Origin of the sequence: Vallitalea guaymasensis, from assembly GCF_018141425.1 — a bacterium.
Classification (GTDB): domain Bacteria; phylum Bacillota; class Clostridia; order Lachnospirales; family Vallitaleaceae; genus Vallitalea; species Vallitalea guaymasensis.
This window is the reverse complement of sequence record NZ_CP058561.1, coordinates 5,144,043-5,168,159: the sequence shown is the minus strand read 5'-3', so window position 1 is coordinate 5,168,159 and position 24,117 is coordinate 5,144,043. Positions and strand designations below refer to the sequence as shown.

Sequence of the window (24,117 nt, the reverse complement as noted above, 5' to 3'; positions counted from 1 at the left end):
ATAACTTAATTTATAGGATGTTATACTGTTTCTTCATCAAGTAATTTATCTAGTATTGTTTGTTTATCATTGACATTCTTCAATAATTCTATATTCTCTTCCACAGATAGAAATCTAGCTAAATCTTGTAATGCAACCATATGCTCATTACTATTAGGTGCTGCAAAAGCAAATACAATGCTTACTGGATCATTTTGTTCACTACCAAAATTAACTGGTTCTTCTAGAGTTATCATACTCATACATGTAGATTTTACATTCTCATCTGGTCTAGCATGTGCAAATGCTACACCTGGCATTATTACAATGTATGGTCCTAAATCTTTTACTGCTTGAATCATATTATCAATATAGGCTTGTTCTACATTTCCTTGTCTAACAAGAGGTTCTCCAGCTTTCATAATAGCTTCTTCCCAATTGTCTACACTGACTCCTAATTCAATGACTTCTTCATTCATTACATCTTTTAACATGACGATCTTACCTCCTAATACCCTGTCACTTATACTATACTTATAGATTTGTTTGAATTTATTCAATCTTATAATGAAATTTCTTACATCATATATTTCATCATTCTCCAAGAAAGGACTTACTTTGATTACATCAACATTACTTAATTTGAATTCATTGGTTGTGATTACAACATCGATTTCATCCTTATATTTCTCATAGTCATAGATTGAACATGTTTCTATGATATTTAGTTCTGGTAATACTTTTTTAAGCTTTGTAGTGAGCATACTAAGTATTGATACTCCCTCTGTGCATATTACAAGAGCCGAGGCTGAATATCCTTTGTTGGATAACCTTTCATAAGCTGACCTTATATGAAGGGTTATATAACCAATCTCTTCATCATTAATCTTTATTTCATAAGTTTTTTCCAGATAACCAATACTTTCTTTTGCAATCTGAAAAACCAAAGGATATTTTTCTTTTATTGAATCAATGTATTTATTAACAATCTGCTTATTGTTCTTGATTCTATTTAACGCAGATTTCAAATGAAGAGCTAAACCATTAACCAATTGTGTATCAGTATGAAAATCTACTTTTAGTTCTTTTTCAAAATATTTTATGATATGCTGTGTACAATTAATTATTTCTTTATTGAAGACTTGTGTGAATTTCATACTTTTTAAATCATTTATAGTATTATAAGATTTTGATTCTATTATATAAGCTGCTATTTCATCTATTTCTTCTTTATTAAATACAACATCATATTTCTTTAATCTATCAGCTATTATATTTGCTATTTTATATTCTCTCAGTTCTCTAATTTGTTTTCTTTGTTTTTTGATTATGTGGTTATTTTTAATACGATTAATTGATATTGTAAGGTAAAAAACTAATCTGGTAAGTGCTATATCTGTTAAGTAAAAACTATGGGTTTCCTCTATATCCTTCAATATATCAAATATTTGTTCTACTTCATTAATGCTTAATATTCTGTAATTGTTTTCCCATAAAGTAATTAATTCTTTATAGTTGGATTTGTTTTTTACTGTTAGTATGATATTATTGATACTTAGTGTCTCTGAGAATAATTCTAATAAAAGGCTTCTTTTGTCAACTTCATTACCAACGATTCTTATTCCTTTTCCATAAACTTTTTCTGTTTGCAGTTTGTTGTCTTTTAGATATCTCTTAACATCTTTCAAGATCTTAATAACAGTATTCTTACTAAGATATAAACGGCTGCTTATATCTTCTATGGTAAGCTCTTTTTCTGACATCAATAACTCCAGAACAATATATCTTACTCTTTCTCTTTCAGATAATACCCTATTTTCTATGGATAGGAATTTGAGTTTTTCCAGTAAAAGCGTTTTATCAGTTATTACTTTTAGTTCAATGCCTTTATTAGGTATTTTTACTAAAGTTGCTTTGTTTTCATTTAACCAGTCATCAATTAGTTCAAGGTCATACCTTATAGTTCTAATACTAACATCAAATTTAGCTGCGATTGTTTTTACAGAAACATATTTATTTTTATTAATTAAATATGTAATAATTTCAATTTGACGTTTATTTAAGTAATACATAGCTAATACCTCGTATATCCTTTGTTAGTTGAAAGTTGCCTTCTTATTCATCTTCACCAAACTTGTTCTCAACTAATTCTCTTAGTTTATCTATTGCAGCCTTTTCATCTTCCCCTTCAGCTTCAATAGTAATCATTGTACCTTTGGTTGCTCCAAGAGTTAATAGGCCTAAAATACTTTTACCGTCTACCTTTATACTATCTTTAACAATTTTTATATCACTCTTGAATTTTTGGGCTGTTCTAATAAATGTGTCGGCTGGTCTAGCATGTAGCCCTGCCTCATTTAATAATTCAACTGTTACACTAGTCATAATAATCCTCCATATCTCTCTTTTTATTATTTTCTAATATTGGTAATTTTACTAATATATTTTTGTATTTGTTTACCTTTTTGCATCTGCAGTATCTGTGGCAGTTCTTGTTTTATATCATTTACAGATAATTGACTTATTAGGTATCTTGCTTGTAATAAGGAACTTGCATTCATACTGAATTCATCTAATCCCATAGCTAAGAGAATAGGTATTAATTCTGTATTGGAAGCAGCTTCACCACACATACCAACCCATATTCCTTCATTATGAGCATTTTCTATTATTGTATTAATTAACCTTAAAACAGCTGGGTTGAATTCATCGTATAGACTTGCTATCTTATCGTTACCTCTATCAACAGCAACTGTATATTGAATCAGGTCATTACTGCCTATACTGAAAAAATCAACTTCTTTTGCGAAAATATCTGACATTATAGCTGCTGAAGGTATTTCAATCATCATACCTATTTCTATATTTTCGTTAAATAGTATTCCATTATTTCTTAAATCTACTCTTATTTCCTCAAGTATTTTTTTTGCTTCTTGTATTTCATCTATATTGGATATCATAGGAAACATTATCTTAAGATTTCCATAATTACTTGCTCTTAATAATGCTCTTAGTTGTGTTCTAAACATATCTTGTCTATCAAGACACATCCTTATAGCTCTATATCCAAGGAAAGGATTCATTTCTGCAGGTAAACAAAGATATGGAACTTCCTTGTCTCCGCCTATATCAATAGTACGTATTACAACAGGTTTATCCCCCATCTTTTGGACAACTTCTTTATATGCTTGAAATTGCTCTTCCTCAGTTGGAAGTCTATCCCTGTCCATGAATAAGAACTCTGTTCTAAATAATCCAATACCCTCTGCACCATTATTCAAAACACCTTTTATATCACTTGGCATACCAATATTGGCTACTAATTCAACATTGATTCCATCTTTTGATATGGTTTTCTTGTCTTTATACTTCTTATATACTAGTAATTGTTTTTCATACTCACTTTTTTTCTTTTCATATTCTTTAATGACTTCATTATCTGGATTGACTATAACCTGTCCAGAATTCCCATCAATTATTAGGAAATCATCATCTTCTATTTTTTGTAATAAATCATTTATTCCTGTAACAGCTGGTATTTCAAGAGTTCTTGCTAAAATAGCAGTATGAGATGTTTTTCCACCAAATTCAGTTATAAAACCAAGAACTTTGTCTTTATTGAAACTTGCTGTATCTGAAGGTGTCAGATCCTTGGATACAACTATTACTTCTTCTGTCATGGAATTGAAATCACATTGTTCTATACCAAGAAGATTGTATATTACTCTCTCGGATACATCTTTTATATCAGATGCTTTTTCTTTCATATATGCATCATCCATATTATTGAAGATTGCAATAAAATTATTGGATACTTCTTTTATGGCTGACTCGGAATTAATTAAGCAATCTTTTATTTTATTAATGACTTGATCTGTGAAAGTGACATCTTCAAGTATTAATTCATGTGCATCAAATATCCTTGCTTCTTTTTCTCCTATTTCTGCTAAAGTTTTATCACGTACTTCTTTTATTTGTTTTTTGCTGCATTCTATGGCTTCATGAAATCTATCTATCTCAGCATTAATATCCTTAATACTTTCTCTAATGATTTCTATATTATGTTCTTTTTTTACTTTTGCCTTAGCTAATACTATTCCTGGTGATATACCAATGCCGCTTAACATTTAATCACGCTCCCGTTAATTTGAACAATTTTTATATTATAATAATAGAACCATTATAATAATTATACAAGTGCAAATGATTGCACCAATAGTTGCAAAAAAATTATATATAATATGCCAACCTTTTTTCATAACAATCTAGATATATTAACAATAATAATTATTTCTGATATTTAATATGAAAAAATTACTAAAAACGGTCTTGAACTATGCCAATACATATGTTATCATATATACATCGTTACATGTAGTTATTAATACTACATAACCCGACCAAGTTAACTATCTATTGAGACAGATAATTACACAGACTATATACTCTATTTTTGACATATTACTCAATACTTATTATTAATATAATTACAATGTTTTATGATGAAAGGAAGATTTTTTATGAAGTTAAAAGTAAAAGACCCAATAAGCGCATTAACACATTTCATTGGAGCGGTTGTTTCTCTACTAGGTGTCATCTTGTTAGTATGGAAATCTTGTCATGTGGCTACTATATGGCATACATTATCTTTTTCTCTATTTGGAGTGAGCCTAGTATTGTTGTACACAGCCAGTACTGTTTACCATATAATTGATAAGCCAAAGTCATTAAGTGTTATTCTTAGAAGAATAGATCATATGATGATTTTTGTATTGATTGCAGGAACATATACACCTATTTGTCTAGTTCCTTTAAGAGATGGTTTTGGATTTACATTACTTACTATTGTTTGGTGTACTGCAGTAGCCGGTGTTCTATTAAAAATATTTTGGATTAATTCACCAAGCTGGTTTTCAGCAGCTATTTATATAATTATGGGATGGTCAGCAGTTCTTGCCATGGGACAAATAAAAGAAACATTACCTCCTAATGGATTCATGTGGTTACTGATAGGTGGAATCATATACACTATTGGAGGTATTATATATGGACTTAAATGGCCTAATTTCAATTCAAAGAAATTCGGTTTTCACGAATTATTTCACCTATTTGTGTTAGGTGGAAGTGTTTGTCATTTTATAATGATGTACAATTATATTATGGTAACAAATTTATAGCTAGCCCTAATCGGGCTAGCTTATTTTTTAGATTTCCATAATCCAGTTTTATTATTTCTTGCTTTCTCTTCAATCTTCACAAAGGTTTTTGAGTATTTCACATCAGGTGGATACGTCATTACACTAGCATATCCTTCTTTTAATAATATAGCATTGAACATTGTATCTTCAAGCTTGCTTTTATCTGGTTCTTCTAACCATATGTACCGTAATAATCTGCCATATTTATCAGTATCACTGACATCTTTTTCTAGATAGACTTGTTTTCCATCTAGTTTCTCTTTGGTAAACTTGCTTGCTTCTTTTCCATAGGGTTGGGGATTTTTTGCATAACGTCCTACAGATTCAGGAGTATTGACTCCTACAAGCCTTACTTTCTTATCTACTCCACCAACTGTAATAACTACAGTATCTCCATCAACTACTCTACTAACTACTCCAACCTCATAATTAGTGTCAATGGTAATGCTATAGAACAAGCTTTTAACAGTCTGGAATAGATCTTTTGCCATATTGACGTTTTTGTCATTAACGTCTACTTGGAAAAAGAATAGGAAAGCCAGTGCAAGAATAGAAGCTACAATCCCCTTAAATTTAATTTTCTTTTTTTTCTTTCGCATATATTTTTATCACTTCCATAGTACAGTCAATATCATATATAAATATTATACCAGAATAATCAATTAATGATATAGTAATATAGACAAGCAGTATAATTATTTAATGAATTTTAATATCAAGCTATGTGGTACAACTTTAGATAATATTTGCAAAGCCTTCATGCTCTTTCCTTGTATAGATATATAATTACCTTTTCTGGAATCATATAGGGCTTTACTTACAACCAAATGGGCTGGTTCAAAGAAAAACTTTTTAAATGATTTAGGCTTTTCGTTATTTGATGCAACCCTAAAAAATTCTGTTTCAACAGGTCCTGGACATACTGCAGTAACATATATTCCTCTACTTTTCAACTCTCTTTCAAGTGCTCTTGAGAAACTGAGAACATAAGATTTGGTAGCTGCATAGACCGCAAACTTAGGTTGAGGTAAAAAAGCGGCAGAAGAAGCTATTTGAATAATCCTTGAAGATTTTTTCATATACTTTAATGTTTCCTGAGTTATATAAGTAAGAGCTTTTATATTAACATCTATCATATTCATATTATCATTCAAATCAATTTCCTCAAAATTACCAATTTTACCAAGACCAGCATTATTGATGAGTAACCTGACATTAGGATTTTCTTCTTGTAATATTTGACTATATTTCTCTAAGCACTCTGTTTTTGATAGATCCAATTCTAATATCTTGAATGATTGTTTATGATATTTTTCTGCTAACTTCTCTAATCTTTCTTTTCTCCTTGCTATTATCCATATTTCATCGAATTTATACCCTTTAGACATACATATCTGTCTAACAAATTCTCTTCCAAACCCTGATGAAGCACCTGTTATAACAGCTATTTTTTTCATTGGATTACACCTTACTTTCATTTTTTCTTTTTATGGACATTTCTAATTGTTTTTCTTTTCTTCTTTATCTTATCATTCTTGTTGGATTTCTTCTTAGTATTACCATAACTATTTTTATTATTATAGCCTATATTACTTCCTTTTGGTCTTATTAGACACTCCTTGTCATAACCAATTAAATCTTCTCTGCCTGTTATAATCAACGCCTCATGTACTAATCTATAATTTTTAGGATTCCTATATTGTATCAACGCTCTTTGCATTGCTTTTTCATGAGGAGATTTTGGTACAAATACTTTTTCCATTGTTCTTGGGTCAAGTTCTGTATAATACATACATGTAGATAAGGTAGAAGGTGTTGGATAAAAATCTTGTACCTGCTCAGGCATATATCCCAGATCTCTTAAATAAATTGCAAGGTCAACTGCTTGGTTAAGGTCAGACCCTGGATGACTTGACATAAGATATGGAACTAAAAATTGTTTTTTATTTAATTTTTTATTTATGTCATTATATTTTTTAACGAATTTATTGTATACGTTAACCTTAGGTTTACCCATTTTTTCTAATACTTTATCGGATATATGCTCTGGTGCAACCTTCAACTGCCCAGATACATGATGTTCAACTAACTCCTTGAAAAAAGTATCATCTTTATCTTTCATCAAATAATCGAATCTGATACCTGAACGTACAAAGACTTTTTTAACCTTTGGCAGCTCTCTTAGCTTTCTTAACAGAGTTAAGTAATCAGAGTGATCTACTTTTAGATTATTACATGGCTCTGGAAACAAACATTGCTTATCTTTACAAGCACCATATTTTAATTGCTTTTCACAAGCAGCATGTCTAAAATTGGCAGTTGGACCACCTACATCATGAATATAACCTTTAAAGTCTTTATCCCATATAATATCCTTTGCTTCACTTATTATTGACTTATGACTTCTCGTTTGTACTACTCTTCCTTGATGGAATGTAAGGGCACAAAAGCTACATCCTCCAAAACAACCTCTATTACTTATTAAACTGAATTTTACTTCTTTGATAGCAGGGATTCCTCCATCTTTTTCATATATAGGATGATAATCTCTCATATATGGTAAAGCGTATATACTATCCATTTCTGATTGGTCCAGTGGCGTAGAAGGAGGATTCTGTATAATATACTCATTATCTTTATATTGTTCAACCAATCTCTTTCCATTATAGAAATCAGTATTATTATATTGAATCATAAAACTTTCTGCATATTTTTTCTTATCTTTCATAATTTCTTGATAAGAAGGCAATTCAATATAATCATACGCATCTTCAAGATTTTTTGATTTATATGCTGTCCCTTTTATATAAGTTATATCTTTGATGTCAATACCACTATCAAGAGCTTCTGCTAATTCTATGATCGATTTTTCGCCCATTCCATATAATAGAATATCTCCCTGTGAATCAAGTAGTATTGAACGCTTGACTTTGTTGCTCCAATAATCATAATGAGCTAATCTTCTTAAACTAGCCTCTATTCCGCCTAATATTATAGGAACATCTTTATATGCTCTTTTTATCAGATTTGAATAAACGATTGTAGCTCTATCAGGTCTTTTCTCAATTACTCCACCTGGTGTATATGCATCCTTTTGTCTTCTTTTCTTTGCTACACTATAATGATTAACCATAGAATCAATATTACCAGCCGAGACCAAAAAACCTAATCTAGGTCTTCCAAAAACAGTAATATCCTCGGTAGTATCCCATCTTGGTTGAGGAATAATTCCGACTTTATAACCGTAAGCCTCTAAATATCTGCTTATGATTGCTACTCCAAAAGACGGATGATCTACATATGCATCTCCACAAATAAATGCGAAATCAACCTCTTCCCATCCTCTTTTTTCCATATCTGCTTTACTTATCGGTAAAAAATCTTTTGTCATTTTTATCTATCCTTTACTAGGCTTTTATCTATTTTGTTGAATGTTACAGTAAATATGGTCTTATTTTCTTTACTGCTAACACTGATATCGCCATCATTTAATTCTACTATTGTCTTTGCTATGGCAAGACCTAATCCAGAGCTATCTGAGTCATGCGCCCTTGATTGTTCAATCTTATAAAATCTATTGAAAATGAATTCCTGTTGATACCCAGGTATTATATTATCATAATTAATAAAATGAATATATATCTTTTCACCTTCTGATTCAAGATTTATATCAATATATTTACTGTTTTCACCGCTATAACGTACCGCATTTGAAATTAGATTCTCAAATACACGGAATAATAATTTACTATCTGCTTGAATCTCATATTTCTCTTTTCCAAAATGTAATCTGCACTCTAGATCCTCTTTCAAAAAAAATGGATAGTATTCAACTACTAATTGTTTTAATAATTCTTTTACATTAATATTAACTTTTTCAACTTCAATGCTGGAAGAATTATACTTAGTATAATTAAACAACTGTTCTATCATGTTCTTTAATTGAATGGTCTTCTTGAAAGCTATATCTGTGTAATATCTAAGTTCTACTTCGTCTTTATAATTATCATTATTAATCAATTCAAGATAACCGTAAATAGAAGTTAATGGGGTTTTTAAATCATGAGATAATCCTGTTATCAGATAATTTTTACTCTCCGTTGCTTCCTGTTCTTCTCTAATCAATGTTTCAATCTGATCTGCCATATTATTGATATTATTTGCAAGTTGTCCTAATTCATCTTTGTTTATCTTTTCAATTTTGGCATCAAAATTACCCTTTGCTATTTCATTTACATTATAGGATATTTTATCAATATACTTGATTATCCTAGAAACTAGAATCAGCAAATATACTATAAATAATATTACTCCTGCAAAAATTATTGCTTGTTGGATTGTAATATACCTAGTTATGGTATTATATAGCTTTCGTACTGGAGATTTGTATCTATTATTATAAATTATTTTATACATTATATATAAAGTAATTACACTCAGCAAAAAACTTTCCACACAGATAATAACTACTTTGAATCTAATACTTTTGAGTAGTCTATTTTTCAATTTTATAACCTACTCCCCATATAGTTTTTATATATCTTGGATTCTTGGAATTATCGTTCAACTTTTCTCTTATATTCCTAATATGAACCATTACATTATTGTTAGCCTCATAATATTTGTCATCCCAGATTTTTTCAAATATTTTTTCGCTACTATAGACTTTACCTCTATTATGGGCTAATAGAACTAATATATCATATTCTGTAGGTGTCAGTTTTATTTCATTATCCCCTATTGATACAACATGGCTATCAAGGTCTATTAAGAGATCATTCACTATAATAGTATTGTCTTTGTCAATGCTAGTATTATTTAGATACAAGTATCTCCTAAGTTGTGAACGAATTCTAGCAGTTAATTCCATCATATTGAAAGGCTTACATAAATAATCATCTGCTCCAATGCTTAATCCAACTACTTTATCTATATCTTGTGATTTAGCACTTAACATAATTATGGGCACATTCTTCTTCAATCTAATCTGTCGGCAAACCTCTAAACCATCCATATTGGGTAGCATAATATCCAATATGACTATTTGAATATCTACACTCAATGCCATATCCAAGCCAATCTGCCCATCATAAGCTTGATATATATTAAATCCTTCATTCTCCAAGTTTTTTTTAATCAGTTCTGATATTTCCTTTTCATCTTCAACAACTAATACATTAATATCTTCCATTTATAATCCCTATCCTAATAATCTTTTGTATAACCTTGTATTATGCTATTATGCATCCTTTTTATCTCTAAACGAGGATAATAACTCATTATAATCATTGATATAATAATCAGCCAAATCTTTCTTTTCATCATCCATATTTTTTGAATAGTCATCATAGATAGTACATACTTTCATTCCTGCTTCTTTTCCAGATATAATACCTTTTGGTATGTCTTCAAAAACAAGACATTCCTCTGGTTCTACACCCAAATCTTCTGCTACTTTTAGATAGATATCAGGAAAAGGCTTACCCCTGTCCACTTCACATGATGTTCGTATTGAAGTAAAATAATCAGCCATATCATACTTATCAATAACAACATTAACAAGGTCTTTTGAGTTGCTTGATCCAATACCCATTGCAATATCTTTCTGGGATAGGTAATCAAGAAAATCAATAATACCTGTTTTTAACTCTACTTTATTAATATAATAATCCCATGCCATATCGTTCCAAGTTTTCTTTATCTCTTCAATAGATTCGGGAATTTCAAATGTCTCCTTGAAATAATGAGCAGTTTCGGTAAAACTCATACCTTCTATTTTATCTTGCAAATCATCTGGAAGTTCTATATTATATCTTCCAAGATATTCTATATCAATAGATTCCCAGAACCACATTGAATCAACCAAAGTCCCGTCAAGATCAAATAACACAGCTTTTATGTTTTTTAGCATATTTATCACCCTTCTATATAAAATTTTGATTTCAAACTAATATTATTCAATTATAGCATAACCGTGAACAACATTCCTATATCAAAATATTTCAATTCCAAGTTATCTTACATATATCTCCAGCCTGGGTAATATTTGTTCTTAAGTAAATTATTAGCCTTTTTTGCGAATCCCAAAGGATAATTTTGGGTGCATACTAAATTCCATCCTTTAGCTCCTTCTACCTGCAATGTCTCTCCTTTCAGATACCTTATTACATTATCGTACATTATATCCAAGTTCACAATGTTTTTGAATTGCTCTCTAGTCAATGAACAGGCAAATGCTTGAGATGGTTCAAATCTATTCTTTTTTATATCTCCCATATATAGTCCTGTCCTAAGCAAACGAAGTCCCTTAAGTACAGGAATTTCTTTTGGCATATAATATAGTTTTTCATTTATTACTTGAAGCCTGCTCCTATCAAACTTAACATTGAGGTATTCTTTTTCAAAATCTACAAATACGGAATATTCCTTTTCTCTAGTATCCATTTTATATTTTTTGAATATCTTTGTTGTTTCAGATTCTTTTTTATATAATAGCGCTACAAAATGACCTTCACCTTTAATCTTATGGGGCCATAATCTTACCGTTTTGCTTAAATCGTACTTGTCACTAGAAGACCACTCAGTCTTTCCTCTATCAAATCCATCAAAATCAGGTAAGTTAGCTAGTTCAAAATCCTCATGTTCATCCAAAAACTTACTAATTGTCTTTTCATTTTCACTAGGGGAAAAAGTACATGTAGAATACATCATGTATCCACCAGGTTTCAACATTTCAGCTGCAAATGGCAATATACCATTTTGAATATCACTATAGTATTCAACAGATTCTTCACTCCAATTTTTAATCATTGAATTATCTTTACGAAACATCCCTTCACCAGAACAAGGGGCATCTATTAAGATTTTATCAAAATACTCAGGAAAATAATTACTTAATTTTTCTGGAGTCTCACTAAGCACTATACTATTACTGATACCTGCTAATTCAATATTCTTAAGTAAACTTTTTGCTCTAGAAGCACTGATATCATTAGATACGAGGACGCCTGTACCCTTAAGTTTTGCTCCTAATTCTGTACTTTTACCTCCCGGTGCAGCACATAAGTCAAGAACTTTGTCATAGGGTTCTATACCAAAAAGTTCTGCTGGTGTCATGGCACTAGGCTCTTGCAAGTAGTAAAGACCTGCATAATAATATGGATGCTTGGAAGGCAAATCCTCCTTTGCATAATAATATCCATTGGAAATCCAATGAATTTTATCTAGATGAAAAGGTGCAATTTTACCAAATTCCTCTGTATCTATTTTTAAGTTATTAACCCTTAAACCATGCAAGCGTTCTTCATTGAATGATTCTATATATTCTTCATATTCATCCTTCAATAACCCTTTCATTTTTGCTATATATTTATCAGGTAAATTCAAATCCAGGTCTCCTTTCTATGTCAAATATAAGGAATTATTCTCTATCTATTATTTTTAACTTGAAATCCAAATAATCGCATGATACCAATATATATTCTATATCATCTACAACACCTTGGAGTCCCATTTTAAAACTTTCTTCTCCATGTAAATGACCATATATGACTTTATCAACGTTATATTCGTTATATAATCTAGTGAAATCAGAAGGTTCCAATTTGTCATTGGTTGGAGGAAAGTGTGACATCACATATATTTTATTAACTTGCTCTCTTATACTTTTCAGGGCTATCTCCATACGATTGACTTCTCTATTGTACAACTTTTCGTCATCCTTGGTGAACTTAGTCTCATTAGGGCATATCCAACCCCTAGTTCCACAAATAGCAATATTATTATATATAATACTGTTATTCTGTATGAAATCCAACTCCTTATACATTGTTGATACTTTGCTTAGAGAGTTCCACCAATAATCATGATTTCCTTTAACCAATATTTTCCTGCCTGGTAACTGTGATATGAATTTTATGTCTTCACTTGCTTCCTCTAATTTCATTGCCCAAGATATATCACCGGGAACTAGAACAAGATCATCATCTTTCACTCTTTTTTCCCAATCATTCTTTATTTTAATATAATGTTTGTCCCAATGTTGTCCAAAAACTTTCATAGGCTTATCATTACTAAAACTCAAATGCAAATCACCTATTGCATAAATCATATAAACATCCTTTCATAAATGCTGCAAACAAATACTGTCAAATCAGACTTTGAGCTTTGTATCCAGCAGCTAGCATATCCAATCTCTTATTAAATTTATCTAGCTGTTCAAAATTACCTTTATCCCATAGATCATAAAATTCTTCTTGAATATGTTCTACTTCTTTTATATCGTCACATACTTTATGCAGATTCTGAATATTATTCAATATATCCGCAATAACACTAGACTTGAGCTGGAATAGATTCTGTGCTTTTATTATCTCATTTCTTATTATAGACATTTCTTGGTCTAATTTAAACGCTGCTTCAGCAGCATTAGTCAATCTCTTCTGAATCTCTTCTGGAATGTTATGCTCATATTTGTACTGCAATGAATGCTCAATGGTAGCCCAGAAATTCATAGATAAGGTTCTTATCTGAATCTCCGCCTTTATCCTCTTGGCACCTAGCGCTGTATGAACATCATAATATACTATCATATGATAGCTTCTATAACCACTTTTTTTAGTATTTGATATATAATCTATTTCATCTTTGATCTCCATATCTTTTCTGCTTCTTATTATGGCTACTACCTTATCAATATCCTCAACGAATTGACATAAGATCCTGATACCTGCTATATCTTCAATCTTAGCCTCTATCTCATTGAGGGGTATGTTTTTTTTCTTAGCTTTTTCTAGTATATTTGATATCTTCTTAACTCTGCCAGTAACATATTCTATAGGTGAATATTGTCCTAATCTTCTATTTTCATGTACTATACTAGCAAATTTAACTTTTAATTCCTCTACTGCTTGCTGATATGGAATTAATATCTGCCTCCATAATTGAATTTCCAAGATGCACCACTCCTTGTAAATATTTAAATTTACTCCATAAAAAACCAGTATCATTAATATTATACCATACGTAAACAAAAAAATAGACTTAATTAAAAAGTTTTCTCTATTTTATTCTCTTCCATATATCTTAGTATCCAATAAGGGTTTATCCAAAATTCATCAGAAATATTTTTTATAGGTAAAGATATCCCTAAGTGAAGATGAACTTCAAATTTTCCACAGGTACCTTCCTCACCATAACCGCTATTGCCCATATACCCAATAATATCACCTGCTTTTACTTTACTTCCTTCATCTATACCTTCTTCATATTTATCAAGATGAGCATAATAAAAATATCCTCCATGAGGGGCTCTGATTCCTACTCTCCAACCTCCTAATTCCAGCCAACCGATTTTTTCTACATCTCCATCAGTCATGCTGACAATGGGAAAATACCCTCGTTCATCTTTACTGTCAATTATATCTGTACCATAATGCTTTCTTTCACCACCATATGATCTATCTGCTTTCCATGAATTACAGTACCAATAACTTCTTGAATCTTCTCTCTTATTCTCTGGTATAGGAAAATATTTTATATCAGATAAAACCATACTGTATAATTTCTGTACAGCGCTTATATCATGGACTTTATCATAATATTTTTCATCATAATCAAAAGTGACGCTATCTACTTCATAATTATTATATTTCATATATGAAGAGAAAAATTTAATGAAATCTATGTTGTTATCTTCACAATAAGTTTTAATTTCTTTAATGGATTCATCAGTTATATTGAATTCAGCTATCTTATCTGCTTCATCCAAGGATTCAATTTTAATATGTTCTATTTTCTTATTATCTCTATTATATAATCTTTCTAATAACATTGAATTAAAAAAAGCGATAATAAAAATAAAGATCAAAAGTTTATATATAGTATTTTTCATATACAATAATTAATCCTAGTTTTTATATAATATATGATTTGGGAAAGTTAAAATATAACTGTTAAGATAAATAAGCTGCTTTATAATATCATAATAATGTATTATAAAACAGCCTTATATACGAATAACTACATACTCTATTCTCTTTCATCTACGATTAGGTTTGCTCCATCTGCTGCACTTGTAGCTAAACTGTCACATCTTTCATTTTGAGGGTGTGAAGCATGTCCTTTAACCCAGTTAAAAGTAACATCATGATTATCTTTTGCAGATAATATTTTTTTCCATAGGTCTACATTCTTGACATCTTCTTTCTTTTTCCCCCTCTTCCAATTATTCTTTATCCAATTACTCAACCAACCTTCGTTAAATGCTTTTACAATATATTGAGAATCTGTATATAAATTAACCTTACATGGCTTTTTTAGTGCTTCCAATCCTCTTAGAACACCCATTAATTCCATTCTATTATTTGTTGTTTTTTTATAACCACATGATAATTCTTTAACGTGTTTATTTCCTTGCCCATCAAAATATTCTAAAACAACTCCATAACCTCCAGGTCCATCTGGATTTCCTCTACAAGCACCATCAGTATAAATATTAACTTCTAACATAATTATCCTCCAAAATAGTATTCTATGTAATACTATCTAATTTTTATAACCTCATTTTAACATAATTTACTAAAAGTGTATATAAAATTATAATCTTGTTAGAAAAAGTCTTCTATTATTCAAAAAACCCTCTAAAAATAAGAGGGTTTTAAGGCATTATATCTTTAATAGTTTAATCTGGTAAATTCTAACTGTCAAATTTATTATTCTTTAAAGCAATTCTTAAACAAAAGCCAAAACCACCCCATAAGAACAATATACTGAATATGCAAAAAATAATTGAATCAACACCCATTACTTTTCACTCCTTTTCTTTAAAGATGATTCAAAGCTGCTAGAGCCTTTGAATGAAGATATTATTAAACCAACAACTACTGTCATTATAATAACTCCAACTCCATATGTCATTAGAGAAGCAAAAGAATAACCTTCATATGGTTTCTGAATATCTTCAATAATCTTGAATACTGTCATAATACCTAGAAGGAGTGGTGTAATAACCTTAATACTCACTTGCCACCAATTACCAACAGCAAAATCCGATATTGGATTAACGTATTCTCTAATACTCTTAAGATTGAAGAACCAACCTACTAAAATAGTTTCTATCAAACCTGCTACAGCCACACCATAATTATTCAAGAAATGGTCTGCTATATCAAGAACATATAATCCAGCACCTGTGGCAAAGATAGTTGAAATTATGAAACCAAAACCACAAATGATTGCTAATGATTTAATTCTTTTTATATTAAATTTATCTGAAACAGCAGATATTGTTGTCTCAATAATTGATATACTTGATGATACTCCTGCAAAGAATAATGAAACAAAGAATAATACACCAAATATATGATTAAAATTAGGTAACCCGTTTATAGCAGCTGGGAAAACCACAAATGCAAGTCCAACTCCACCATCTGCAACATCTGCAACTGCTTGACCATTATTGAAAGCCATATTTCCAAGAATACTGAATACTGCTATTCCTGATAAAAGACTGAATGAACAGTTTCCAAATGCTGTAATGAATGCATTGTTGACAATATCAGATTTCTTAGGTAAATAACTGGAGTATGCTAACATTATACCGAAACATATACTTAATGAATAGAATATCTGTCCATAAGCAGCTACCCATACACGTCCATCCAGTATTTTACTAAAATCTGGCTTGAAGAAATAATTTAGCCCGTCAAATGCACCTGGTAATGTAAGTCCTCTTATAGTGATGATAACAATTGAAATAAATAAGATTGGCATAAATACTTTATTAGCTTTTTCTATACCTTTTTTAACTCCTAGTGCCAATACTATGAAGTTGACAGCCCATATAGCTAATAATGGTACTAATAAGTCAAGATGTAATCCTCCTAAATCAAATGGTGAATCAGATAAATGTAGAAAACTGTAAAAGAATGATTTAGTATCTTCACCCCATGATAGATTGAATGAAAATAATACATATCTTAAAGTCCATGCAATAATAGCCATATAATAAACTGCAATGGCAAATGCAATCATAGTCTGCCACCAACCTAATTTTTGCCATTTAGCATTTAATCTACCAAACACACCTGGAGCAGATGTTCTCATCTTATGTCCTAAACCGAATTCTAAAATAAGAAGTGGTATACCTGCTGTAATCAATGCTATGAAATAAGGTATAAGAAATGCTCCTCCTCCATTTTCTGCAACTGTATAAGGAAATCTCCATATATTCCCTAATCCTATTGCTGAACCTATGGCAGCTAATATAAATCCTACCCTAGATCCCCATTCCTCTCTTTTTGCCATGTTATAATCTCCCTTTCTGTATATAACTAGTATATCTATTTATTCTTTATATATTATACTAATACTATTTTAATTCAGATAGTTATATTGATTATTAAAATAAACTTAATTGATTGGATTGTGGCATACCATCCAATATATGATTTTGTTTCATAATCTCAATAACTGTTTTACTAATCTTAGTCCTTTGTCTAAGCTCATCAATGGATAGGAATATACCATCTTTCCTAGCATTTACAATATTATCAGCAGCTTTTTCTCCAAGACCCTGTATAGCACTAAGTGATGGCATAATGCCTTCATCCAGTACTTGGAACAATTTTGATTTAACCTTATATAAATCAATAGGTACGAAATTAATCTTTCTTGCATACATCTCCTGGACAATTTTCATATCCTTCAAGGTATCTTTATCTTTTTTGGATAATTCGTTAAATCTTGATTTATAATCTTTTATGTATGTATCTACTTTCTCTTTTCCATGACACATTAATTCATAATCAAAATCTGATGCTCTGATACTGAAATATGTTGCATAATAAGCCTCAGGATAATATACTTTGAAATAAGCAATTCTATATGCCATCATAACGTATGCAACAGCATGGGCTTTCGGGAACATATATTTAATTTGCTTACATGACCATATATACCAATCAGGTACACCATTAGATGTCATAATTTCTTCCCATTCAGGCTTTAGACCTTTACCTTTTCTTACACTTTCCATTATAGTAAAAGACAATTCCTTATCCAATCCCATATTTATAAGATATACCATGATATCGTCACGAGATGATATTACTTCACCAATTGTGGCTTTTCCATCTCTGATTAATTCTTGGGCATTATTCAACCATACATCGGTTCCATGGGATAGAACGGATATTTTACATAACTCTGAAAAAGTTGTAGGTTTTGTATCAAGCAACATCTGAATAACAAAGTCAGTACCAAACTCTGGTATTCCAAGAGAACCAAGGGGACAACCATCTATATCTTCTGGTTTTATAGAAAGAGCTTCAGTGCTTGTAAATAGTGAAGCAACCTTAGGTTCATCCAATCTGATTTTCTGAGCATCCAATCCAGTAATATCTTCAAGCATTCTTATCATCGTAGGATCATCATGACCTAATATATCTAATTTTAATAAGTTATGGTCAATTGAGTGATAATCAAAATGAGTTGTTATCGTCTTAGTTGTCATATCATTAGCTGGTCTTTGAACTGGAGTGAATTTGTATATTTCCTCACTAGTTGGAACAACAATAATTCCACCCGGATGCTGTCCTGTTGTACGTCTTGCCCCTGTACAACCTGCTATAAGTCTATTAACTTCAGCATTTCTGACATTAACCCCTTTTTCATCAAAATACTTCTTAACAAAACCATAAGCAGTTTTTTCAGCCAAAGTTCCAATAGTTCCAGCTCTAAAAACATGACCTTTTCCAAAAATAACCTCTGTATAATCATGTGCTTTACTTTGATATTCTCCTGAAAAGTTAAGATCTATATCAGGCTCTTTATTCCCTTTAAAACCTAAGAAAGTTTCAAAGGGTATGTCATGACCGTCTTTTATTAGATCAGCCCCACATTTAGGACATTTTTTATCTGGTAAATCACATCCTGAGTTACCAGCATTCTTCTTAACTATCTCAGAATCAAAATCACTGTACTTGCAGTCAGGGCACACATAATGAGGCGATAAAGGATTTACTTCAGTAATACCTGCCATAGTAGCTGCAAATGATGAACCAACTGAACCCCTAGAACCAACTAGATATCCATCCTCGTTGGATTTCCACACTAATTTTTGGGCTATGATGTACATAACCGCAAAACCATTGGATATTATTGAATTCAATTCACGTTCAAGACGTTCTTCAACAATTTCTGGTAATGGGTCTCCATATATGGACTTAGCTTTAGTCTCACAGATATTCCTGAGATCTTCCTCAGAACCTTCTATGACCGGTGGGTATTTATCTGGAGGTACAGGGTCAATTTTTTCTATCATATCTGATATTTTTCTAGTGTTGTCAATAACTACTTCTCTAGCTTTTTCTTCACCTAGATAAGCAAATTCCTTTAGCATTTCTTCAGTAGTCCTAAAATATAGTGGCGGTTGTTCATCAGCATCTTTAAATCCTTGGCCAGCCATAATAATACGCCTATAGACTTCGTCACCAGGATCAAGAAAATGAACATCACAAGTAGCAACTACTAATTTATTATGCTCTTCACCAAGTTTAATAATCTTCTTATTGATTTCTATAAGTTCTTCTTTACCATCTACTCTTCCATTTCTTATCATGAACTCATTGTTCATCAATGGTTGAATCTCTAGATAGTCATAAAAATTAACAAGCCTATCAATTTCTTCCTTTGGTCTATCCTCAAGAACAGCTTTGTAAAGCTCACCTGCTTCACAGGCAGAACCAATCAATAGCCCTTCTTTATATTCTAGATAAACACTCTTAGGAATTCTTGGCTTTCTGAAAAAATAATCTATATGGGATTTAGAAATCAACTCATAAAGATTTCTAAGTCCTACAAGATTCTTAGCTAATATAATGGCATGATAATACTTCAACTTTTTGACGTTTTTAGTTGCTTCATGAGAATATGTTTCCAATTCTTCTAGGTCATAGATATTCTTATTTTTGAGCATACTGATAAACTGTATAAAAATCTTTGCTGTTGCCATTGCATCATCTACTGCTCTATGATGATTATCAAGTTTTATACTTAATTTTTTGGTAATAGTATTAAGCTTGTAGTTATTCAAATCAGGAAGGAGCACTCGTCCAAGTTCCAGTGTGTCAAGTACTGTATTATCAACACTAATATTAATTTCCTTACAGAAATACCTAATAAAATTAATGTCAAAATCAGCATTATGGGCTACTAGGACTGAATTACCAATAAAGTCCATAAACTTTGGTAGAATTTCCTTATATTTAGGTGCCTTAGCCACCATATCATCGGTTATGCCTGTAAGCTTAACTACTTCCTCGGGAATCATCCTCTCTGGATTAACAAAGGTACTGAATTCATCAATAATCTCCCCGTTTTTTACTTTTATTGCACCGATTTCAGTTATTCTGTCTTTCCCAGGATAGAATCCAGTAGTCTCAAGATCGAATACTACATACTCATCATCTAAACTTTGTTTATTAGAATTTTGTACGATAGATTTCAGGTCATCAACCAAATATGCTTCTACACCATATATAATCTTGATATCATTACCACTAGCAGTATGAAAAGCCTCAGGAAAAGCTTGGACAACTCCATGATCCGTTATTGCAATAGCATCATGGCCCCATGCAATAGCTTGTTTAACTAAAGCTGTTGCACTTACCACACTATCCATATCGCTCATTTGAGTATGAGCATGGAGTTCCACCCTTTTGTCTTTACTTAAGTCAAGACGTTTGATTCTAAAATCATTAATTTCCATGATTGCTCTTGCCATAACAGTCATTTCTTTTGAAAAAGTATCAAACTGTAAGTTGCCTTTTACTCTTACTGATTTTCCTTTTACTAGTCTATCACTTACTTGCTCTTCAAATTGGTCTTTCTTGATAAAACATTTTGCGGTTATTGAATCTTTATCGTTAGTTAAATCGAATGCTACTATATACTTATCATTCTTTATTTCTCTACTCTCAACACTGATTATGATACCATCAAAAATCAGGTCATCAATCTCATTGTCTATTTCCTCAATAGGAGTAATCTCTCCACCAAATTTTCTACCATATATCATTTTACTGTCTTCTACATTTTTTGATGCTTGCTGTTTTTTATCACTTGTTGAAGTACTATTTGGATAAGGAGCATTACTTAGTATTTTAGTAACAAATTCTTTCTCTCTTTCTTCTCTCTTCTTAACGAATTTTTTATTATTCTCTATAGCTTTTTCGTTAACCTTAAAAGAAACAGAAGTATTAATGTTAAACCTGCCATTAATTATCTCTTCGATTCTTTTATCTACTTCTTTGTCTTTCAAAAAGTCTATAGTATTATTGTTTAGAGTAATAATTACATTATCATCTTCAACTTCAATATCTGCTTTTCTTAAAATACCAAAGCAAATAGGACTGAACTGTTTTAACTCGTATAAAATACTATCCCCATACAGTAATAATAATTTATTCAAATCATATTTTACGTTATACTCACATATGATTCTGACTGTTAAATCAGAGTTAGCACATAAATTATTTTCTATCTGTTTTTCAACTTGGCGTATAAATTTTATATGAACTATGTTGTTGAAAACTACATAGACCTGCAATTCTTTTACCTTTGTGTTAATGACAACACGTTTCACCAAAGCATTATCAAAATACATAGCTATACTATCATTAAGATGCATATCGTCAAAAACTTCTACAAAACATTTGCTCATATAAAATCAACTCCTTACGTGTTACTTCGTATACTTTTCAATTTCTATGGCAAGTTCATCAATCAATCTATCCTCAGGTACTTTTTTTATAACTTCACCTTTTCTAAAGATGAGACCAACCCCTTTACCACCAGCTATACCAAGGTCTGCCTCTTTTGCTTCACCAGGACCATTAACTACGCAGCCCATAACAGCAATTTTTATCTTCTTCTCAAGATTACCGAATCTTTTCTCAACCATGTTAGCTAATTTAATAAGGTCTATCTGTGTCCTTCCACATGTGGGACATGACACAATTTCTATGTGATTTTTCTCGCGCAGGTCAAGTGTTTCTAAGACTTTTTTAGCTACTCTGACTTCTTCTACAGTATCTCCTGTTAATGATACTCTTATTGTGTCACCTATTCCACCAGCTAATATTACACTAAGTCCAACTGCTGATTTGATAGTACCAGACCATATGGTACCAGCTTCTGTTATACCTACATGCAAAGGATAATTGACGGCTTCTGCAACAAGTTGATGAGCCTTGATTGCCATAGGCACATTTGAAGATTTTAACGATATGACTATATTATCATATCCCATATCTTCTATTATCTTTACATTGTTAACAGTGCTTTCCACCAATCCTTCTGCAGTTACATGACCATATTTATCCAGGATATGTTTTTCAACTGAGCCACTATTAATTCCAATTCTAATAGGAATATTATCAACTTTAGCTCTTTCAACTACCTTATTGACTCTTTCTAGATTACCTATATTAGATGGATTAATTCTTATTTTATCAGCACCATAGTCCATCGACATCAAAGCTAGTTTATAATCAAAATGAATATCTGTAACTAGAGGAATATGTATCCTTTTTTTGATCTCATAAACTGCTTTTGCGGCTTCCATATCTGGTACAGCAACTCTTATTATATCACAACCTTCTTCTTCTAAGGTAAGGATTTGTTTAACAGTTGCTTCTATATCATGGGTCTTGGTATTTGTCATAGACTGAATAAGTATGGGATTACCTCCACCAATGACCTTATCACCTATTTTTACTACTTTTGTATTATCTCTATACATTATATCCCTCCTTTTTTTAGACATAAAACACAAGGGCTTTCTCAATATATATTACATCAATATTAAGATAGACCCTTAGATTATTTATACAGATTATTATTCTATTTAAAATACATTACTAAAGTCATTAAATAACATAAATACCATCAATACCATTAATAATACAAATCCAATAAAGTTGACATATGCTTCTTTTTCTCGATTAATAGGTTTTTTCCTTATTGCCTCTATTAGTAGAAACACTAGTCTTCCTCCATCAAGAGCTGGTAAAGGTAATAAATTCATAACCCCAAGGTTGGCACTTAACAAAACAATATAGGATGATATAGTCATGAATACTTGTTTTATACCATATTTAACGCTTTCAGTATAACCTTTACTTATCTCTGAAATGATTCTTACAGGTCCACCAAAGTCCTGTCTAGTCACTTCTCCTCTAAAAATCATACCTAAACTTATAAATACTGTCTTAATCCAGAATATAACTTTAATAAATCCATATTTTATGATTTGGAGAATATTACCTTGATTCATTTTGGCAGGTGAAATACCAATTAAATGTCTACCGTCTTGTTCAACAGGCTTTATATTAGCTACGTAAGTCTTTCCATCTCTTTTATAGGTTATATCTAGATTCTCACCTTTTTTCAGATTTATATATAAACCTATTTCATCGTATGATACAATATTATGATTATCTATTTTTACTATCCTATCTCCTGGTTGCATCCCTGCTTCATATGCAGGGGAACCTTCTGTTACCTTATCAACAGTAGTAGTGTAATCACCCATATTACCAACAATTATACAAGCGAAAAGAAAAGCTAATAAAATGTTAAAAGCAGCACCAGCTACAACAACGACAATCCTTGCTCCAACTGATTTGTTAGAAAAGGCTCTAGGATCATCTTCAACCGCTTCATCTTCACCAAGCATTTTACAATACCCACCAAAAGGTAACAACCTAATAGAGTATAACGTATCTCCTCTTTTTATACCGACAAGTTTTGGTCCCATACCAATGGCAAACTCTTCAACAAGTATGCCATTTTTTCTTGCCGCAAGGAAGTGACCTAACTCATGTACAAGAACAAGCAACCCAAATATCAAGATTGCAACAACAATATTCATATAACC

Annotated in this window: 20 protein-coding genes; 1 reads left to right on the top strand and 19 read right to left on the bottom strand. The window is 31.0% G+C overall.

Translation table 11 applies throughout. The annotated features are described in order from the left end of the window. Window positions 1-20 precede the first annotated feature (20 nt). From HYG85_RS22325 to ptsP, 3 genes are read right to left on the bottom strand one after another with little or no spacing between them, the layout of a single operon-like run. Entirely contained in the window at window positions 21-2,051 is a 2,031-nt protein-coding gene (locus tag HYG85_RS22325; protein WP_212691494.1) for a BglG family transcription antiterminator, read from the bottom strand. Between the two features lie 43 nt (window positions 2,052-2,094). Beyond that, complete coding sequence (locus HYG85_RS22320; protein WP_212691493.1) at window positions 2,095-2,364, bottom strand: HPr family phosphocarrier protein; 270 nt, start codon at window positions 2,362-2,364, stop codon at window positions 2,095-2,097. Between the two features lie 26 nt (window positions 2,365-2,390). Further along, window positions 2,391-4,106: a phosphoenolpyruvate--protein phosphotransferase gene (gene ptsP, locus HYG85_RS22315; protein ID WP_212691492.1), complete on the bottom strand. Its 1,716-nt coding sequence runs from the start codon at window positions 4,104-4,106 to the stop codon at window positions 2,391-2,393. A 393-nt stretch (window positions 4,107-4,499) separates the two neighbouring features. Here ptsP and trhA point away from each other — a divergent pair, with 393 nt between their 5' ends. Continuing rightward, the gene (gene trhA / locus HYG85_RS22310) at window positions 4,500-5,156 is read left to right on the top strand and encodes a PAQR family membrane homeostasis protein TrhA (RefSeq protein ID WP_212691491.1); all 657 of its coding nucleotides are present in this window, start codon (window positions 4,500-4,502) and stop codon (window positions 5,154-5,156) included. 20 nt (window positions 5,157-5,176) lie between these two features. On the opposite strand, the gene HYG85_RS22305 is transcribed toward trhA, so the two are convergent. The 16 genes from HYG85_RS22305 to rseP form a co-directional block, all read right to left on the bottom strand. Further along, entirely contained in the window at window positions 5,177-5,776 is a 600-nt protein-coding gene (locus HYG85_RS22305) for a thermonuclease family protein (RefSeq protein WP_113675164.1), read from the bottom strand. A 96-nt stretch (window positions 5,777-5,872) separates the two neighbouring features. Next, window positions 5,873-6,634, bottom strand: coding sequence for an SDR family NAD(P)-dependent oxidoreductase (locus HYG85_RS22300; protein WP_212691490.1), 762 nt, complete (start codon window positions 6,632-6,634; stop codon window positions 5,873-5,875). Between the two features lie 17 nt (window positions 6,635-6,651). Next, window positions 6,652-8,568, bottom strand: coding sequence for a YgiQ family radical SAM protein (locus HYG85_RS22295; RefSeq protein ID WP_212691489.1), 1,917 nt, complete (start codon window positions 8,566-8,568; stop codon window positions 6,652-6,654). A 2-nt stretch (window positions 8,569-8,570) separates the two neighbouring features. After that, a complete protein-coding gene (locus HYG85_RS22290) occupies window positions 8,571-9,683 on the bottom strand; it encodes a sensor histidine kinase (protein ID WP_212691488.1) in 1,113 nt (370 codons plus the stop codon). Beyond that, window positions 9,673-10,368 (bottom strand): response regulator transcription factor, encoded by a 696-nt coding sequence (locus HYG85_RS22285; protein ID WP_212691487.1) that lies wholly within the window; start codon window positions 10,366-10,368, stop codon window positions 9,673-9,675. Before HYG85_RS22285 ends, HYG85_RS22290 begins: the two co-directional genes overlap by 11 nt. A gap of 48 nt (window positions 10,369-10,416) precedes the next feature. Further along, on the bottom strand, window positions 10,417-11,088 hold the full coding sequence (locus HYG85_RS22280) for an HAD family hydrolase (RefSeq protein WP_212691486.1): 672 nt from the start codon (window positions 11,086-11,088) through the stop codon (window positions 10,417-10,419). Between the two features lie 107 nt (window positions 11,089-11,195). Continuing rightward, on the bottom strand, window positions 11,196-12,563 hold the full coding sequence (locus tag HYG85_RS22275; RefSeq protein WP_212691485.1) for an RsmF rRNA methyltransferase first C-terminal domain-containing protein: 1,368 nt from the start codon (window positions 12,561-12,563) through the stop codon (window positions 11,196-11,198). A gap of 34 nt (window positions 12,564-12,597) precedes the next feature. Continuing rightward, the gene (locus HYG85_RS22270) at window positions 12,598-13,287 is read right to left on the bottom strand and encodes a metallophosphoesterase (protein ID WP_212691484.1); all 690 of its coding nucleotides are present in this window, start codon (window positions 13,285-13,287) and stop codon (window positions 12,598-12,600) included. Between the two features lie 37 nt (window positions 13,288-13,324). Then, the gene (locus HYG85_RS22265; RefSeq protein WP_113675172.1) at window positions 13,325-14,131 is read right to left on the bottom strand and encodes a GTP pyrophosphokinase; all 807 of its coding nucleotides are present in this window, start codon (window positions 14,129-14,131) and stop codon (window positions 13,325-13,327) included. Between the two features lie 92 nt (window positions 14,132-14,223). Continuing rightward, complete coding sequence (locus tag HYG85_RS22260) at window positions 14,224-15,069, bottom strand: M23 family metallopeptidase (protein WP_212691483.1); 846 nt, start codon at window positions 15,067-15,069, stop codon at window positions 14,224-14,226. 137 nt (window positions 15,070-15,206) lie between these two features. Then, the gene (rnhA, locus tag HYG85_RS22255; RefSeq protein WP_212691482.1) at window positions 15,207-15,686 is read right to left on the bottom strand and encodes a ribonuclease HI; all 480 of its coding nucleotides are present in this window, start codon (window positions 15,684-15,686) and stop codon (window positions 15,207-15,209) included. A 187-nt stretch (window positions 15,687-15,873) separates the two neighbouring features. Continuing rightward, on the bottom strand, window positions 15,874-15,981 hold the full coding sequence (locus HYG85_RS24850) for a MetS family NSS transporter small subunit (protein ID WP_113675175.1): 108 nt from the start codon (window positions 15,979-15,981) through the stop codon (window positions 15,874-15,876). Beyond that, complete coding sequence (locus tag HYG85_RS22245) at window positions 15,981-17,483, bottom strand: sodium-dependent transporter (protein WP_113675176.1); 1,503 nt, start codon at window positions 17,481-17,483, stop codon at window positions 15,981-15,983. The genes HYG85_RS24850 and HYG85_RS22245 overlap by 1 nt, the downstream gene beginning before the upstream one ends. A 94-nt stretch (window positions 17,484-17,577) precedes the next feature. Beyond that, a complete protein-coding gene (locus tag HYG85_RS22240; protein WP_212691481.1) occupies window positions 17,578-21,900 on the bottom strand; it encodes a PolC-type DNA polymerase III in 4,323 nt (1,440 codons plus the stop codon). A 21-nt stretch (window positions 21,901-21,921) separates the two neighbouring features. Next, complete coding sequence (gene ispG, locus HYG85_RS22235; protein ID WP_276515015.1) at window positions 21,922-23,004, bottom strand: flavodoxin-dependent (E)-4-hydroxy-3-methylbut-2-enyl-diphosphate synthase; 1,083 nt, start codon at window positions 23,002-23,004, stop codon at window positions 21,922-21,924. A gap of 81 nt (window positions 23,005-23,085) precedes the next feature. Next, window positions 23,086-24,111, bottom strand: a complete 1,026-nt coding sequence (gene rseP / locus HYG85_RS22230; protein ID WP_113675179.1) for an RIP metalloprotease RseP — start codon at window positions 24,109-24,111, stop codon at window positions 23,086-23,088. Window positions 24,112-24,117: the final 6 nt, after the last annotated feature.

What these genes read in the sequence shown, in the direction of transcription:
- HYG85_RS22320 (WP_212691493.1), bottom strand. Translation starts at nt 2,364, where the DNA reads ATGACTAGTGTAACAGTTGAATTATTAAATGAGGCAGGGCTACATGCT.
- HYG85_RS22325 (WP_212691494.1), bottom strand. Translation starts at nt 2,051, where the DNA reads ATGTATTACTTAAATAAACGTCAAATTGAAATTATTACATATTTAATT.
- HYG85_RS22295 (WP_212691489.1), bottom strand. Translation starts at nt 8,568, where the DNA reads ATGACAAAAGATTTTTTACCGATAAGTAAAGCAGATATGGAAAAAAGA.
- ptsP (WP_212691492.1), bottom strand. Translation starts at nt 4,106, where the DNA reads ATGTTAAGCGGCATTGGTATATCACCAGGAATAGTATTAGCTAAGGCA.
- HYG85_RS22245 (WP_113675176.1), bottom strand. Translation starts at nt 17,483, where the DNA reads ATGGCAAAAAGAGAGGAATGGGGATCTAGGGTAGGATTTATATTAGCT.
- HYG85_RS22285 (WP_212691487.1), bottom strand. Translation starts at nt 10,368, where the DNA reads ATGGAAGATATTAATGTATTAGTTGTTGAAGATGAAAAGGAAATATCA.
- HYG85_RS22300 (WP_212691490.1), bottom strand. Translation starts at nt 6,634, where the DNA reads ATGAAAAAAATAGCTGTTATAACAGGTGCTTCATCAGGGTTTGGAAGA.
- HYG85_RS24850 (WP_113675175.1), bottom strand. Translation starts at nt 15,981, where the DNA reads ATGGGTGTTGATTCAATTATTTTTTGCATATTCAGTATATTGTTCTTA.
- rseP (WP_113675179.1), bottom strand. Translation starts at nt 24,111, where the DNA reads ATGAATATTGTTGTTGCAATCTTGATATTTGGGTTGCTTGTTCTTGTA.
- HYG85_RS22280 (WP_212691486.1), bottom strand. Translation starts at nt 11,088, where the DNA reads ATGCTAAAAAACATAAAAGCTGTGTTATTTGATCTTGACGGGACTTTG.
- HYG85_RS22260 (WP_212691483.1), bottom strand. Translation starts at nt 15,069, where the DNA reads ATGAAAAATACTATATATAAACTTTTGATCTTTATTTTTATTATCGCT.
- HYG85_RS22270 (WP_212691484.1), bottom strand. Translation starts at nt 13,287, where the DNA reads ATGATTTATGCAATAGGTGATTTGCATTTGAGTTTTAGTAATGATAAG.
- ispG (WP_276515015.1), bottom strand. Translation starts at nt 23,004, where the DNA reads ATGTCTAAAAAAAGGAGGGATATAATGTATAGAGATAATACAAAAGTA.
- rnhA (WP_212691482.1), bottom strand. Translation starts at nt 15,686, where the DNA reads ATGTTAGAAGTTAATATTTATACTGATGGTGCTTGTAGAGGAAATCCA.
- trhA (WP_212691491.1), top strand. Translation starts at nt 4,500, where the DNA reads ATGAAGTTAAAAGTAAAAGACCCAATAAGCGCATTAACACATTTCATT.
- HYG85_RS22240 (WP_212691481.1), bottom strand. Translation starts at nt 21,900, where the DNA reads ATGAGCAAATGTTTTGTAGAAGTTTTTGACGATATGCATCTTAATGAT.
- HYG85_RS22305 (WP_113675164.1), bottom strand. Translation starts at nt 5,776, where the DNA reads ATGCGAAAGAAAAAAAAGAAAATTAAATTTAAGGGGATTGTAGCTTCT.